The sequence below is a fragment of the Marinobacter sp. B-21 genome, assembly GCF_056857895.1.
Genome location: NZ_JBSXNZ010000040.1, coordinates 1 through 14,558, shown reverse-complemented (window position 1 = coordinate 14,558; position 14,558 = coordinate 1). Strand labels below are relative to the sequence as shown.

The following is a 14,558-nucleotide window of genomic DNA, read 5'->3' as shown; positions in this document are numbered from 1 at the left end:
CACCATGCCGACATCATCGAAAACCCAGCCCAGATACAAGCGTGTTCTGCTCAAGCTCAGTGGCGAGGCCCTGATGGGGGAGCACGATTTCGGTATTGATCCCAAAGTTCTTGATCGTATGGCCCTGGAAATTGGCGCGCTGATTGGTATTGGTGTTCAGGTTGGCCTGGTCATCGGTGGTGGCAACCTGTTTCGGGGTGCAGCCCTGAATGCGGCTGGCATGGACCGGGTGACCGGTGACCACATGGGCATGCTGGCAACCGTTATGAATGGCCTCGCCATGCGGGATGCCCTTGAGCGTTCCAATATCCGGACCCGCGTAATGTCCGCAATCCCCATGAGCGGGATTGTCGAGCATTATGACCGCCGTCGGGCGGTGCGGGACCTTAAGGACGGAGATGTGGTGATCTTCTGCGCCGGCACCGGCAACCCCTTCTTCACCACAGATTCCGCCGCTTGCCTCCGTGGTATCGAAATTGAGGCCGATGCGGTACTCAAGGCCACCAAGGTAGATGGCGTATACTCTGCTGATCCGCATCTGGACAGCAGTGCCGAGAAATACGATCACCTCACCTACGATGAGGTGCTGGACAAAAAACTGGGGGTGATGGATCTGACGGCCATCTGCCTCGCCCGGGATCACGGTATGCCGCTGCGGGTATTCGACATGAACCGCGCAGGCGCGCTGACTCGCATCGTAACCGGCGAAAGAGAAGGTACACTGATCGAATAACCTGGTTGTCCGGGTCCCTTTGATCCGTGCCTTTCAAGAGGACCAGGTTACTGAATGACATGACGAACGAATTGAGGATGCTGAAGTGATCAACGACATCAAAGCAGAAGCCGAAAAGAAAATGAAGAAGAGCCTGGAGTCTCTGCACTCGGCGTTTAACAAGATCCGTACCGGCCGGGCCCACCCGTCCATCCTGGACAGCGTTATGGTGAACTACTACGGCCAGGAGACACCGCTGAAACAGGTGGCCAGTGTCAATGTCGAGGACAACCGGACTCTGACCGTCTCCCCCTGGGAGAAAAACCTGATGCCGACTATCGAGAAGGCCATCATGAGCTCTGATCTGGGCCTCAACCCGGCCACCAGTGGCGACATTATTCGCATTCCGATGCCCATGCTGACCGAAGAAACCCGCAAGGAAATGGTCAAGCAGGCGAAAGCCGATGCCGAGCACGGCCGTGTGTCTGTTCGCAACGCTCGCCGTGACGCCAACAGCATGATCAAGGAGCTGTTGAAGGAAAAGGAAATCACCGAAGACGACGAGCGCAAGGGCGAGGAAGAGATCCAGAAGCTGACCGATCGCTACATCGCCGAAGTCGAGAAAATGCTCAAGGCCAAAGAAGAGGACCTGATGGCGGTTTAACTGCCCGGGTTCACTTGCAAGCGAATTGAAAGGCCGGTGCAACCATGCGCCCCGGCCGCACAGGGGATTTCATGACGGGAACTGTATCCGCAGAGATTCCGGTGTCGGCAGACAGCCGGCCCCGGCATGTGGCTATTATCATGGATGGTAACAACCGGTGGGCCAAGGCCCGCCGGCTCACGGGAGTAGCCGGCCACAAGGCCGGGGTGGATGCAGTCAGGGCGGTGGTGGAAACCTGCGCACGCGAAGGTGTGGAAGTGCTCACCCTGTTCGCCTTCTCCAGTGAAAACTGGCGTCGCCCCAAGGATGAAGTCTCGGCGCTGATGAAGCTTTTCCTGTTCGCCCTGGAACGGGAAGTACGCAAGCTCCATCGCAACGACATTCGCCTCAGAATCATCGGCGACCGTTCCGCCTTCAGCCCGGCCTTGCATGAGCATATGGCAGCGGCGGAAGAACTGACCCGCTATAATTCCCGTATGACACTGGTGATAGCTGCGAATTACGGTGGCCACTGGGATATCACGCAGGCGACGCGTCAGGTTGCTGAGCAGGTGCGGGCAGGGCAACTGGCACCTTCGGATATCACCGATGACCTTATCCAGCAGCACCTCAGTATTGGTGATCTGCCGATGCCGGATCTGATGATCCGGACAGCGGGTGAACAGCGGATCAGCAATTTCATGCTGTGGCACCTGGCTTACACAGAACTTTACTTCTCACCGGTGTACTGGCCTGATTTCCGGGAAGAGGAAATGCGCAAGGCCCTGCAGGCCTATGCCGGTCGCCAGCGTCGTTTTGGCCAGACGGATGATCAGATCACGGCCAAGGCCCCACAACAATAACGAACGATAGCGACGTTAACCGTGTTAAAAACCCGAATTATCACCGCACTGATCCTTGCCCCCATTGCCATTGGCGGAATTTTCTTCCTCCCGCCCCTGGGTTTCGCGTTCTTTACCGGCGCCATCATTACCGTGGGTGCCTGGGAGTGGGCGAACATGTCCGGCATTGAGAATTCTCCGGGCCGTGTGGCGTACGCCTTGGTGACTGCCGCCATTCTTTATGGTTTGCTGAACGTTCCTTTTGTTGCGGTGCTCTGGCTGGCGCTCGCCTGGTGGTTTATCTGTTTCCTGATGGTTCGCAGCTACCCTGGTGGCTCAGAAAAATGGGGCAGCCTGCCCGCACGAGCGGTTATGGGGCTGCTTGTTCTGGTGCCCGCATGGGTCGGACTGAACCATTTACGCACTGGCGGCTTCCAGTTTGGCGACAGCACCAATAACCTTCTCCTTATCCTGTATGTGTTGTGTGTGGTCTGGGTTGCGGATATCGGTGCCTACTTCGCCGGGCGGGCATTTGGCAAGGCCAAGCTGGCGCCCCGGGTCAGTCCTGGTAAATCCTGGGCGGGTGTCTGGGGTGGGCTTGTGGCCGTGGGCGTTTTCGCCCTGGTGGTGAGCTTCCTGGCATCCGCCGGAACTGTCGAGACCCTGCTGCTGGTCGCTGCCAGCCTGATTACCGGGTTTGTCTCGGTGCTGGGGGATTTGCTGGAAAGCATGCTTAAACGCTTTCGTGGCATCAAGGACAGCAGCCAGCTGCTGCCCGGTCATGGGGGCATAATGGACCGGATTGACAGCCTTACCGCAGCCATTCCTGTGTTTGCTCTGATCATTACCCAATTGGGTTGGCTGACAGCCGGGCACTGGTGATTATGGTAACCCGTCATATCAGCGTATTGGGAGCGACTGGCTCCATCGGTCTGAGTACCCTGGATGTCATTCGCCGGCACCCTGACCGGTTCTCGGTCTATGCCCTGACGGCCAGTACCCGTGCGGAAGAGCTGGCGATTTTGTGTCGCGAATTCCGACCCCGGGTAGCGGTTATGGCGGACCCCAGGGCTGCGCAAACGCTTGTCGGGTTACTCTCCGATTTGCCGGATATTCGAGTTCTGGGTGGCATGGAAGGGTTGTGCGAAGTTGCCTCGGCCCCGGAAATTGATACCGTGATGGCCGCCATTGTCGGCGCCGCGGGCCTGTCGCCGACCCTTGCAGCTGTGCGTGCCGGCAAGCGGGTATTGCTGGCCAACAAGGAAGCCCTGGTGATGTCCGGCAAGCTGTTTATGGACGCCGTGGCCGAGGCCGGCGCCGAGCTCCTGCCTATCGATTCTGAGCACAACGCCATTTTCCAGTGTATGCCGGCCGATAAAATCCGGGATCCCGCCGCCGCCGGTATTACCCGGATTCTGCTGACAGCCTCCGGTGGGCCGTTCCGGGAACACAGTGCCGAGGCGCTTCGATCAGTCACGCCTTCGCAAGCCTGTGCCCATCCGAACTGGTCCATGGGGCAGAAGATTTCCGTGGATTCAGCAACGCTGATGAACAAAGGCCTGGAGCTGATCGAGGCCTGCTGGCTGTTTAATACAACCCCGGAGTGGGTGGAAGTGCATGTTCACCCGGAGAGCATTATTCACTCCATGGTAGAGTATGCGGACGGTTCTGTGCTCGCCCAGCTTGGCAGCCCGGATATGAGAACCCCGATTGCCAATGGTCTGGCCTGGCCGGAGCGTATCGATGCAGGTGTCGCGCCGCTGGATCTGTTCGCGATCGGCCGTTTCCATTTCGAGCGCCCCGACCTGGTTCGCTTCCCCTGCCTTCGCCTGGCTGCGGAAGCCTTCGAGGCCGGAGGCACAGCTCCGGCCGTATTGAACGCAGCAAATGAAGTGGCGGTTGCTGCTTTTCTTGAAGGTAACCTTTGTTTTACGGATATCCCCGTTATTATAGAGCGCACGCTGGTTGCTACCGCGGTTGAACCAGCTGACAGTTTCGAGGTTATCTTCGCCAAGGACACCGAAGCACGGGCCCGGGCATGGGAACAGATTGGTCTGTTAACTGTCTGACACTCGCAGCGGTTTGCTGCCCGGCTGAAGCCATCAATCAGGAATGCTATGCAGATTATTGAATCCGTCCTCGCACTGGCGCTGACCCTGGGTATTCTCGTGACCCTGCATGAATACGGTCATTTTTGGGTTGCCCGCCGTTGCGGTGTGAAAGTGCTCCGTTTCTCCGTTGGTTTCGGAAAGCCGCTGTATTCCTGGTACGACAGGCACGGCACCGAATTCGCCATCGCCGCCATTCCACTTGGCGGCTATGTCAAAATGCTGGACGAGCGGGAAGGGCCGGTGCCCGAAGAACTGAAAGACCAGGCCTTTACTTCCAAGCCACCGTCCCGGCGTATAGCCATTGCAGCGGCGGGTCCGCTGGCTAACTTTATTTTTGCGGTTTTCGCCTACTGGCTGCTAAGCGTGGTCGGAGTTACCCACGTTGCCCCCATCGTAGGGCAGGTGGCCGATGGCAGTGCGGCAGCGCGTGTCGGCTTACAGGAAGGCATGGAAATTCACTCTGTGGACGGCCATCGGGTTAGCTCCTGGCGCGATGTCAACATGCGTATCCTGGAGCGAACCGGCGAGCAGGGCCTGATTTCCATGGAGGTGTCTGACGGCGGTGCCCGGGGCACGGTCAGGGGAGAACTTGCCGGCTGGAGTCTGGGCGACGATACCCCGAATCCGCTGGCGGAATTCGGCATCACACCCTGGCGCCCCGCGGTTCCTCCGGTGCTGGGCCAGATTTCCGAGGGTGGCCGGGCCCAAGTGGCCGGCCTGCAAACCGGGGATCGTGTGGTTGCCGTTAACGGCGAGCCCATCAGCAGTTGGTTTGATCTGGTCGAGTTCATTCGCAATGCCCCTGAACAGACGTTACAGGTAACCGTTAAGCGCAATGGCTCGGAACGCTCAATCCGCGTTACGCCGGAAGCGAAAAGCGAAGAGAGCGGTGAAACAATTGGCTTTATTGGCGCTGGCGTTGAAGCCATCTCATGGCCGGATGAAGTGCTGCGCGAAGTTAGCTATGGCCCGTTTGCTGCGATTCCCGTTGCTTTCAGTGAAACCTGGGCCGACACCCGACTGACCCTCGTGGCCATAAAGAAAATGGCCACTGGCCTGCTGTCGCCCACCAACCTCAGCGGGCCAATCACTATTGCCAGGGTTGCCGAAGCCAGTGTCAGCTCCGGATTTGAAGATTTCGTGCGTTTCCTGGCCTATCTCAGCGTGAGTCTGGGTATCCTGAACCTTCTGCCGGTGCCGGTGCTCGATGGTGGTCATATTGTCTATTACACCATCGAAGCGCTCCGCGGAAAGCCGCTCTCCGAGCAGGCCCAGGCGTTTGGATTACGAATTGGTATGGCAATGATTCTCACATTAATGGTGTTTGCTCTTTACAACGACCTGATGCGGTTGTGAGAATTGCGAACTTCTTACGCGCATTAACCAGGCGAAATATTTGAATGAGACGTTCTCTTCTAGGTGTAGCCGTTGGCCTCGCTGTGGCCCTGTCTGGCATGAAGCCAGCGCTTGCAGACCAGTTCACAGTTGCAGATATCGAGGTAGAGGGCCTGCAGAGGGTTTCTGCGGGCACCGTTTTTTCTGCGTTCCCCGTGAATATCGGTGAGCAGGTTGACGAGACCGAGCTGGCCGATGCGATCAGGTCCCTGTTCCGGACCGGGTTGTTTACGGACATTGAGGTTAGCCGTGATGCCGGTGTTCTCATCCTGACGGTTCGCGAACGACCTTCCATTAGCAATATCGAGATCGAGGGCAACAAGAACATCGAAACAGAGATGTTGATGGATGCCCTGGCAGGTGCCGGCCTCCAGGAAGGCCAGGTTTTCCGGCGCGCGACCCTCGAGCGCCTTGAGCTGGAGATTCTGCGGTCTTACATCGCCCAAGGGCGTTACAACGCCCGGGTGAAGGCAACGGCGGAGGAACTTCCACGGAATCGCGTTTCAATTCGCCTGGACATCAACGAAGGCTCCGTGGCGGCGATACACCACATCAATCTGATCGGCAACGAAGACTTCAGCGACGAGGAGTTGCAGGGGCTGTTTGAGTTGCAGACCACGAGCTGGTGGAACTCGATCACCAATTCCGACAAATACGCGCGAGAGCGTCTCAGCGGCGACCTGGAATCCCTGCGTTCATTCTATCTGGACCGCGGTTACCTGGATTTCAATGTCGAGTCCAGTCAGGTTTCCATCTCTCCGGACAAGCAAAAGGTCTTCATCGCCATTGCTCTGAATGAGGGGCCCCAGTACACCATCTCGGAGATAAACCTGCGTGGAGAGCTGATTGTGGGCGAGGAAGAGTTGCGCTCGCTGATTCCGGTTACGGAGGGCGACGTGTTCTCCCGCTCCCACATGACAGCCATATCCGAAGCCCTGGCATTCCGGCTCGGACGCGAGGGCTACGCCTTCGCCAGCGTCAATGCCGTCCCCGAGCCGGGAGAAAACAACACAGCTGCCGTCACCTTCTTTGTTGAACCGGGCAAGCGGGCCTATGTGCGACGCATCAATTTCGAGGGTAACGTATCGACTCGTGACGACGTTCTCCGCCAGGAAATGACCCAGATGGAAGGGGGCGTGGCTTCTTCGGATCGTATCGAGTTTTCCAAGACCAAGCTGGAGCGTCTCGGCTTCTTCCAGACGGTGAACGTTGAGACGGTTCCGGTGCCAGGCACGGATGATCTGGTCGATGTGAACTACTCCGTTGAAGAACAACCGACAGGCAGCCTTTCCGCTTCCGTCGGCTTCTCGCAGCAATCCGGTGTGATTCTTGGCGCCAACGTGTCCGAGAACAATTTTTTCGGTACCGGGAAGCGCGTCTCTTTCGGTGTCAATGTGAGTGATTATGTCAAAAGCGCAAACGTTTCCTACCTGGACCCTTACTACACGGTTGACGGCGTAAGCCGTGGCTACAGTCTTTTTGCCCGGCAAACCGATTATGAGGAAGAGGATATCTCCGCCTTCCTGCTGGACGAATATGGCGGCCGTATCACCTTCGGTTATCCCACGGACAATATCACCCGTTTGAACTTCGGGGCCGGGTTTACCCAGTCCAATCTTAAGGAAGGCCTGTTCACCTCACAGGAGGTCATTCAGTTCATTGATGAGGAAGGGGATTCGTTCAATAACTTCTTCCTCTTCGGCAGCTGGCGCCGCAGTACTCTCAACCGGGGTGTTCTGCCCAGTGATGGCCATAGCCAGTCGTTGTCGCTTGACGTAGCAGTGCCGGGCAGCGATCTGACCTTTTACAAGGTGACACACAAGACCGATTTCTACTATCCGGTGACTGACGATAATCGCTGGATCTTACGGGCGCGTTCAGAGATCGGTTATGGTGATGGTTACGGAGATCGGACCCAGATGCCGTTTTACGAGCACTTCTATACAGGGGGCTACGGATCGGTTCGGGGGTACCGGGCCAACTCCTTGGGTCGCCTTGCTACGAACAACGTCAACGACCTCTCAGACCCGGATCCGTTCGGCGGTAACCTGCTCACTGAAGGTGGTGTTGAGCTGATATTCCCCACGCCCTTTGCCGGTGATACCCGCTCCATGAGAACGGCGTTTTTCCTGGACGCAGGTCAGGTGTTCGACACTGCGCGCGGTTTCGATCCGGAACTGAGCGAAATCAGAATGTCCGCCGGTATTGGCTTCCAGTGGATTACCGCTGTTGGCCCGCTGGCCTTCAGTCTGGCGAAGCCGCTGAACGACAAGCCGGGTGATGACACCCAGGTATTCCAGTTCTCGCTGGGCCAGACCTTCTAGAGCATGGATAATAACAACCTACGGATGAAAATCAGGAGAAAACCAATGTCCCGATTCATGTTGATATTCGCCGCCATGGTTATGGCGTTTTCAGTCCCGGCCATGGCAGAAACCCGCATCGGTGTGGTCGACCTGAGGCAGGCACTGTTTTCCTCAAATGACGCCAAGGCCTTCAGCGAATCGCTCCAGAAGGATTTTGCCGGCGATGAAGCCAAGGTCCGCGAGGCGCAGGAAGAGGCTCACAAGCTCAAGGATCGCCTCGAAAAGGACGGCGCCATGATGAACGAGACCGAACGTAACAAACTTGCCGGTGAGTTCCAGGAAAAAGTGAAAGAGTTCAACTTCCTCAAGCAGCGGCTCGATACCGCCGTCAATCAGCGCAAGCAGGCGTTCCTGGAAGAGGCTCGCCCGGAAGTGGACGCGGCTGTCAAAGAACTTCTTGAGGAAAATGAGCTCGACCTGATTCTGCCGAGCGAAGCGGTTGTTTATGTGAAACCGGAAATGAATCTGACCTCTCAGCTTCTGGAAAAACTGAATCGTTAATCCGTGACGGGCACCCGGGTGCCCTGAAAGTTGCTTGGGAGCACGCAATGACAGATAGGTCTTACTGCCTGGGGGAGATTGCCAGCGCCCTGGGTGCAGAGCTGCGGGGCGATCCTGATGTGCGGGTTTCAGGTTTGGCAACACTACAGGCAGCCGGGCCTGGCCAGATCAGTTTCCTGGCAAACCCGTCCTATGCCAGGTATCTGGCTGATACCCGTGCTTCGGCGGTCATTGCGTCGCCCGCCACTGCAAAAGGCGCTCCTACCAACGTCCTGTTACTGGACAACCCTTATCTCGGTTATGCTCGCCTCAGTCACTGGTTTGATCCGGCACCGGTTGCCTTTCCGGGCGTTCATCCGACTGCCGTGGTTGACCCCTCGGCAACCCTGGCTGACGACGCCTGCATCGGTCCCAACGTGGTCGTGGAAGCGGAGGCCGATATTGGCGAAAAAGTGGTGATCGGCGCCGGCTCGGTCATTGGTGCCCGCGCTCGCATTGGCGCCCGGACTGTGATCCGGCCACGGGTGACCTTGGCTCACGACGTTGTGGTTGGCCAGCGTTGTCACATTCTCAGCGGCGCTGTTATCGGCTCCGATGGTTTTGGCTTTGCCAACGAGAAGGGCGTATGGCACCGCATTGCGCAACTGGGCCGCGTTGTTCTCGGGGATGATGTGGAAGTGGGCGCGAATACCACCATCGATAGGGGCGCCCTCGACGACACCGTCATTGGTAACGGTGTGAAACTCGACAACCTTATTCAGATTGCTCACAACGTCTGCATTGGTGATCACAGCGCCATGGCCGCTATGGTGGGGATTGCGGGTAGTACCCGAATTGGCCGGCATTGTGTATTTGGCGGCGCTTCCGGAGTGGCGGGCCACCTCGAGATTGGTGATCAGGTTCACCTGACGGGCATGACCCTGGTGACCGGTGATATCCGGGAGCCGGGCGTGTACTCTTCCGGAACCAGCGCGGATACCAACCGTCAGTGGCGCAAGAACGCCGTACGTTTTCGCCAGCTTGATGCCTTGGCGCGACGTATTAAAGAACTGGAAAAGAAATCAGAGAGCCGAGGCCAATCAACATGATGAACACCAAAGAAATACTGGAATACCTGCCGCACCGATACCCGTTTTTGCTGGTGGATCGGGTAACGGAGCTCGAAAAGGGAAAGTCGATCAAGGGCTACAAGAATCTTTCGTTTAACGAGGAGTTCTTCCAGGGCCATTTCCCGAACAACCCGATCATGCCGGGTGTTCTGATCATTGAAGCCATGGCCCAGCTTTCAGGCATTCTCGGTTTTGTGACCGTGGGCCGGAAACCCTCTGATGGCGTGGTACAATACTTGGCTGGATCCAGCAAGGCGCGCTGGAAACGCCCCGTTTTGCCGGGAGACCAACTCTGTATGGAGTCGGAACTCATCTCCGGAAAACGTGGTATCTACAAATTCGATTGTCGCGCGCTGGTCGACGGTGACGTCGTCTGCGTGGCAGAGATTCTGACCGCTGAGAGAGAAGTTTGATGGCGACAAATGACTGGTCGGGTGTCCATCCTCAGGCGATTGTAGACCCGTCAGCCAGGCTCGGGGATAACGTTACTGTTGGCCCCTGGAGCTACATTGGCCCGGATGTGGAAATCGGAGACGGTACCGAGATTCTTTCCCATGTGGTGGTCAAGGGCCCTGCCGTTATCGGCCGCAACAACCGTATTTTCCAGTTTTCGAGCATTGGCGAAGCGTGCCAGGACAAGAAGTACGCGGGCGAGCCTACAACTCTGGTGATCGGTGACAACAACGTTATTCGCGAGAACTGCACCATTCACCGGGGCACCGTCCAGGACCGTGGCGAAACCCGGATTGGCAGCGGCAACCTGCTGATGGCATACGTGCATGTGGCCCATGACTGCATCGTGGGTGACAACACCATCCTGGCCAATTGCGCGACCCTTGCAGGCCATGTATCGATAGGCGATTACGCGATTCTGGGTGGTGGCACCATGGTGCACCAGTTCTGCCACATCGGCACGCACAGCATGGCTGCGGGCGGCAGTATCGTACTGAAAGACATACCCGCATACGTGATGGCCAGCGGCCAGTCTGCCCAGCCCCATGGCATGAACTTCGAAGGCCTGAAACGCCGCGGATTCAGCAAGGAAGTGTTGCTGGTGCTGCGCCGGGCCTACAAGATTATTTACCGCCAGGGCCTGACCACCGAGCAGGCTGTGGCAGAACTGGAAAAAGCCTATTCCGATGTGGCCGAAGTGCGGCCTCTCATAGACTCCCTGCGTGGAGCAGACCGCGGCATCATCCGCTAACCCGGCGGGAGCCAGTCGGTGACGGACCATCCTTCAAGCGCGATCATCAGCGAGCGTAATATCACCTTCGGAATCATTGCCGGCGAGGCGTCGGGAGACATTCTCGGTGCCGGCCTGATCCGTTCCCTCCGATATCGTTACCCCAATGCCCGTTTTGTGGGGATCGGCGGTGAGGAAATGGTCGCCGAAGGCTTCCATTCCCTGGTGCCAATGGAGCGCCTGTCGGTGATGGGCCTGGTGGAAGTGCTGGGCAGAATCCGCGAGCTGTTCAGCATCCGCGTTCGGTTACTCGATTATTTTTTTACCACACCACCGGATGTGGTCATCGGCATTGATTCCCCGGATTTCACCCTGGCCATCGAACGGCGCTGCCGGGAAGCGGGCATACTCTCCGTGCATTATGTGAGCCCCTCGGTGTGGGCCTGGCGCCAGAAGCGGATCTTGAAGATCGCCAAATCCGTTAATCTCATGCTCACCCTGTTTCCCTTCGAAGCCCGGTTCTACGAAGATCACCAGGTTCCGGTAGCTTTCGTGGGCCACCCCCTGGCCGATCGCATCCCCATGGAGCCGGATACCCTGAAGATGAGGGCGTCCCTTGGTCTTGATGCCAACGCGCCGGTTCTGGCGGTTCTACCCGGCAGTCGGGCAGGGGAGGTGGAGCGCCTTGGCACCCTGTTTCTGGAAGCCTCCCGCTGGATTCAGGAAAAGCGTCCGGATCTTCAACTGGTGATTCCCTGTGTGAACCGGGATCGCGAGAAGCAGGTCCGGGACCTGGTGGATGCGCTGGATGTGAAGCTGCCGGTCACCATTGTCCGGGGTCGCTCCCGGGATGTGATGGCCGCTTCCGATGTGGTTCTGCTCGCTTCCGGTACTGCCACCCTGGAAGCGATGCTGCTGAAAAAGCCCATGGTAGTGGGTTACCGCCTGAGCGGGTTCAGCTACGCTTTGCTCTCCAGGCTGGTCAAGGTGCCCTACGTGGCGTTACCCAACCTGCTGGCCAGGCGCCAACTGGTGCCTGAGCTGCTCCAGGACGACGCCACTGCCGAAAGCCTTGGTACCGCTGTACTCCAGAGCCTGGAGCACAGCGAAGAACGGGTCCGGCTCAAGGAAGCATTTACCGAACTGCACCACACCCTGAAGCAGGGCGCAGACGAGAAAGCGGCCCGGGCTATCTCGGAACTGGTGGAAGGGGGGGCAAACTGATGCCCAAGGCACCCTTGCCGCCATTTGAATGCCGCTACACCGGTTCGCTCCTGGCTGGTGTAGACGAAGTAGGTCGAGGCCCGCTGATCGGCGCAGTCGTCACTGCTGCCGTAATTCTGGACCCGGAACGGCCCATCGCTGGCCTGGCCGACTCCAAGAAACTCACTGAAAAGCGCCGAAATGCCCTCTACGAGGAAATCATCGAGCATGCTCAAGCCTGGGGCATCGGCCGATGTGAGGCCCGTGAGATTGATAAGCTGAACATCTACCAGGCCACCATGCTGGCGATGAAGCGGGCCGTTTCCGGCCTCGTTATTGCTCCGGAGTACGTGCTGGTAGACGGCAATCGCTGCCCCCAGTGGCACTGGCCCTCGGAGCCCGTGATCAAGGGCGATAGCCGCGTAGAGGCAATCAGCGCTGCCTCCATCATCGCCAAGGTAACCCGTGACCGCGAGATGGAAGCGCTGGAAACCCGATTCCCCGGCTTCGGCCTGGCACAGCACAAAGGCTACCCAACCCCGGTCCATCTGAAAGCACTGCGCCGCCTCGGCGCAACCCCCGAACACCGCCGCTCCTTCCGACCGGTTCAGGAAGTTATTGACGAAGTGGGCCTCTACCAGCAAAGCCTGCCGACGGAATCGGAAGAGCTCCAATACCGCACAGACCTTTTTGAAGATATCGATTGACAGCGCCAGATCGAATCCTTAATATACGCGCACGTTGATCGGGGGTAACCCGGTAAACAACCAGTTTTGATGCGGGGTGGAGCAGTCTGGTAGCTCGTCGGGCTCCCAATCCCGAGAAAGCCGAAGGGAGTCATCGACCTTCGGCTTATGAGCCCGACCAAGAGGCGGACTCTGAAGAAAAAAATTGATGAAAAGTTTGATGCGGGGTGGAGCAGTCTGGTAGCTCGTCGGGCTCATAACCCGAAGGTCGTTGGTTCGAATCCAGCCCCCGCTACCATTTAAAAAAACAGATCAGTCAACGACTGATCTGTTTTTTTTTGCGTCTTCGCACTGATCGACAAACAGGCGTATGCTGAACGCATTGTCCAGAAGAACAACTGAACTCATACAGGATAATGCGCATGATGATGTACTACACGCACGAAATGAGCCGTCTGGCGTTGACTCCGGCCCGCATGCTGGCCGGCCCCCAGAGCAAAATGCTTCGACACCGGCTGAGTCCCTGGTCCAGAATTCCCGGAACCCGCAGTATTGCCTCGGCGCTCAACGTGTTTGAGGATCTCACCAGGCGTTATCCGAAGCCCGCCTTCAATCTGGAGGCAACGGTTTGCGACGGCGAGACGGTTCTGGTCAGAGAGACCATCGTCAAACGCAAGCCCTTCTGCCAACTGAAGCACTTCCAGCGCAACATTGATCGTCCCGATGACCCAAAGCTGCTAATCGTGGCGCCACTGTCCGGCCATTTTGCTTCGCTTCTAAGAGGTACTGTGGAAGCCATGTTGCCGGGGCATGATGTTTACATCACAGACTGGCGTGACGCCAGCCTGGTGCCAATTTCGGAAGGCAATTTCGGGCTCGACGACTACATTGATTATGTTATTGATTTTATTGACCATATAGGCCCAGATACCCACGTTCTCGCGGTCTGCCAGCCGGTCGTGCCGGTGCTGGCGGCTACCGCACTGATGGCCCAGGATGATCACCCGTCGGCGCCCCGTTCTCTGGCCCTGATGAGTGGCCCGGTGGACGGACGCGTTGATCCGACAGAACCCTGCGAGCTGGCCAGCAAACACAAACTTTCCTGGTTCAGACGCAACCTGATCCATACCGTGCCGGCGCCTTATCCGGGTACCATGCGCAAGGTTTACCCCGGTTTTTTACAGCTGACGGGGTTCATCAATATGAACTTCGACCGTCACCTGGGTGCCTATCGGGGGCTGTTCCGGTCTATTCGCGATGATGACGCGCAAGAGGTCGCCCGCCACAGAGAGTTTTACGACGAATATCTGGCGGTGATGGATCTGCCCGATGCCTACTATCTCGACACCATCGAACGTGTCTTCCAGGAGTTTCACCTGGCTCGTGGCTGCTTCAGGCACCGCGGCAGGCTGGTAGACCCCGGGGCCATCCGAAAAACGGCGCTGATGACCATAGAGGGGGAAAAAGACGATATTTCCAGCCCCGGCCAGACCCGTGCCGCCCACACGCTCTGCACCAACATTCCCGACAACCGCCGGGTGCACCACTTGCAGCCGGGAGTCGGCCATTACGGCACGTTTAACGGCCGCCGCTGGCGAGAGGAAATCGCGCCTCGCCTGCAGGAATTCATTCGCAAAGCCTGAGCGGACCATCGCTCAGGTTTGTTGTTGGTGCGCCAGGCATGGCGCGTAGCGCCTTGACGGGCGCTGTTCCGGTACAGGTGGTGCTGGCCGGATGACTTGGGGGTGCAAGTCCCCTGTGGGCCCGGTAAGGGGAACCACTAGCCGGACGGCAAGGGTGTCCATCG

At 57.9% G+C, this 14,558-nt stretch carries 14 protein-coding genes and 1 tRNA gene; all 15 read left to right on the top strand.

The window, feature by feature from the left end:
• The first annotated feature begins 4 nt into the window (after positions 1 to 4).
• A complete protein-coding gene (pyrH, locus tag AC13C0_RS02090; protein WP_117620068.1) occupies positions 5 to 733 on the top strand; it encodes a UMP kinase in 729 nt (242 codons plus the stop codon).
• Positions 734 to 818: 85 nt separating this feature from the next.
• Positions 819 to 1,376, top strand: a complete 558-nt coding sequence (gene frr / locus AC13C0_RS02085) for a ribosome recycling factor (RefSeq protein ID WP_117620069.1) — start codon at positions 819 to 821, stop codon at positions 1,374 to 1,376.
• 71 nt (positions 1,377 to 1,447) lie between these two features.
• Entirely contained in the window at positions 1,448 to 2,218 is a 771-nt protein-coding gene (uppS, locus tag AC13C0_RS02080) for a polyprenyl diphosphate synthase (protein WP_117620479.1), read from the top strand.
• A gap of 21 nt (positions 2,219 to 2,239) precedes the next feature.
• A complete protein-coding gene (locus AC13C0_RS02075; RefSeq protein WP_117620070.1) occupies positions 2,240 to 3,079 on the top strand; it encodes a phosphatidate cytidylyltransferase in 840 nt (279 codons plus the stop codon).
• A 2-nt stretch (positions 3,080 to 3,081) separates the two neighbouring features.
• The gene (gene ispC / locus AC13C0_RS02070; protein WP_482953890.1) at positions 3,082 to 4,266 is read left to right on the top strand and encodes a 1-deoxy-D-xylulose-5-phosphate reductoisomerase; all 1,185 of its coding nucleotides are present in this window, start codon (positions 3,082 to 3,084) and stop codon (positions 4,264 to 4,266) included.
• Positions 4,267 to 4,314: 48 nt separating this feature from the next.
• Positions 4,315 to 5,664 (top strand): RIP metalloprotease RseP, encoded by a 1,350-nt coding sequence (gene rseP, locus AC13C0_RS02065; RefSeq protein WP_341581607.1) that lies wholly within the window; start codon positions 4,315 to 4,317, stop codon positions 5,662 to 5,664.
• 44 nt (positions 5,665 to 5,708) lie between these two features.
• On the top strand, positions 5,709 to 8,027 hold the full coding sequence (bamA, locus tag AC13C0_RS02060) for an outer membrane protein assembly factor BamA (protein ID WP_341581608.1): 2,319 nt from the start codon (positions 5,709 to 5,711) through the stop codon (positions 8,025 to 8,027).
• A 45-nt stretch (positions 8,028 to 8,072) separates the two neighbouring features.
• Positions 8,073 to 8,570, top strand: a complete 498-nt coding sequence (locus tag AC13C0_RS02055) for an OmpH/Skp family outer membrane protein (protein WP_117620074.1) — start codon at positions 8,073 to 8,075, stop codon at positions 8,568 to 8,570.
• A gap of 47 nt (positions 8,571 to 8,617) precedes the next feature.
• A complete protein-coding gene (lpxD, locus tag AC13C0_RS02050) occupies positions 8,618 to 9,658 on the top strand; it encodes a UDP-3-O-(3-hydroxymyristoyl)glucosamine N-acyltransferase (protein WP_117620075.1) in 1,041 nt (346 codons plus the stop codon).
• Positions 9,655 to 10,092 (top strand): 3-hydroxyacyl-ACP dehydratase FabZ, encoded by a 438-nt coding sequence (fabZ, locus tag AC13C0_RS02045; protein ID WP_117620076.1) that lies wholly within the window; start codon positions 9,655 to 9,657, stop codon positions 10,090 to 10,092. Before lpxD ends, fabZ begins: the two co-directional genes overlap by 4 nt.
• The gene (gene lpxA / locus AC13C0_RS02040) at positions 10,092 to 10,883 is read left to right on the top strand and encodes an acyl-ACP--UDP-N-acetylglucosamine O-acyltransferase (RefSeq protein ID WP_117620077.1); all 792 of its coding nucleotides are present in this window, start codon (positions 10,092 to 10,094) and stop codon (positions 10,881 to 10,883) included. Before fabZ ends, lpxA begins: the two co-directional genes overlap by 1 nt.
• 18 nt (positions 10,884 to 10,901) lie before the next feature.
• Entirely contained in the window at positions 10,902 to 12,086 is a 1,185-nt protein-coding gene (gene lpxB / locus AC13C0_RS02035; protein ID WP_117620078.1) for a lipid-A-disaccharide synthase, read from the top strand.
• On the top strand, positions 12,086 to 12,772 hold the full coding sequence (gene rnhB / locus AC13C0_RS02030) for a ribonuclease HII (protein WP_117620079.1): 687 nt from the start codon (positions 12,086 to 12,088) through the stop codon (positions 12,770 to 12,772). Before lpxB ends, rnhB begins: the two co-directional genes overlap by 1 nt.
• A gap of 200 nt (positions 12,773 to 12,972) precedes the next feature.
• Positions 12,973 to 13,049: transfer RNA gene (locus AC13C0_RS02025), tRNA-Met, on the top strand.
• 124 nt (positions 13,050 to 13,173) lie between these two features.
• On the top strand, positions 13,174 to 14,394 hold the full coding sequence (locus AC13C0_RS02020) for a polyhydroxyalkanoate depolymerase (RefSeq protein ID WP_227539366.1): 1,221 nt from the start codon (positions 13,174 to 13,176) through the stop codon (positions 14,392 to 14,394).
• Positions 14,395 to 14,558 lie beyond the last annotated feature (164 nt).

What these genes read in the sequence shown, in the direction of transcription:
- AC13C0_RS02020 (WP_227539366.1), top strand. Translation starts at nt 13,174, where the DNA reads ATGATGATGTACTACACGCACGAAATGAGCCGTCTGGCGTTGACTCCG.
- uppS (WP_117620479.1), top strand. Translation starts at nt 1,448, where the DNA reads ATGACGGGAACTGTATCCGCAGAGATTCCGGTGTCGGCAGACAGCCGG.
- rnhB (WP_117620079.1), top strand. Translation starts at nt 12,086, where the DNA reads ATGCCCAAGGCACCCTTGCCGCCATTTGAATGCCGCTACACCGGTTCG.
- lpxD (WP_117620075.1), top strand. Translation starts at nt 8,618, where the DNA reads ATGACAGATAGGTCTTACTGCCTGGGGGAGATTGCCAGCGCCCTGGGT.
- rseP (WP_341581607.1), top strand. Translation starts at nt 4,315, where the DNA reads ATGCAGATTATTGAATCCGTCCTCGCACTGGCGCTGACCCTGGGTATT.
- ispC (WP_482953890.1), top strand. Translation starts at nt 3,082, where the DNA reads ATGGTAACCCGTCATATCAGCGTATTGGGAGCGACTGGCTCCATCGGT.
- lpxA (WP_117620077.1), top strand. Translation starts at nt 10,092, where the DNA reads ATGGCGACAAATGACTGGTCGGGTGTCCATCCTCAGGCGATTGTAGAC.
- AC13C0_RS02055 (WP_117620074.1), top strand. Translation starts at nt 8,073, where the DNA reads ATGTCCCGATTCATGTTGATATTCGCCGCCATGGTTATGGCGTTTTCA.
- bamA (WP_341581608.1), top strand. Translation starts at nt 5,709, where the DNA reads ATGAGACGTTCTCTTCTAGGTGTAGCCGTTGGCCTCGCTGTGGCCCTG.
- pyrH (WP_117620068.1), top strand. Translation starts at nt 5, where the DNA reads ATGCCGACATCATCGAAAACCCAGCCCAGATACAAGCGTGTTCTGCTC.
- fabZ (WP_117620076.1), top strand. Translation starts at nt 9,655, where the DNA reads ATGATGAACACCAAAGAAATACTGGAATACCTGCCGCACCGATACCCG.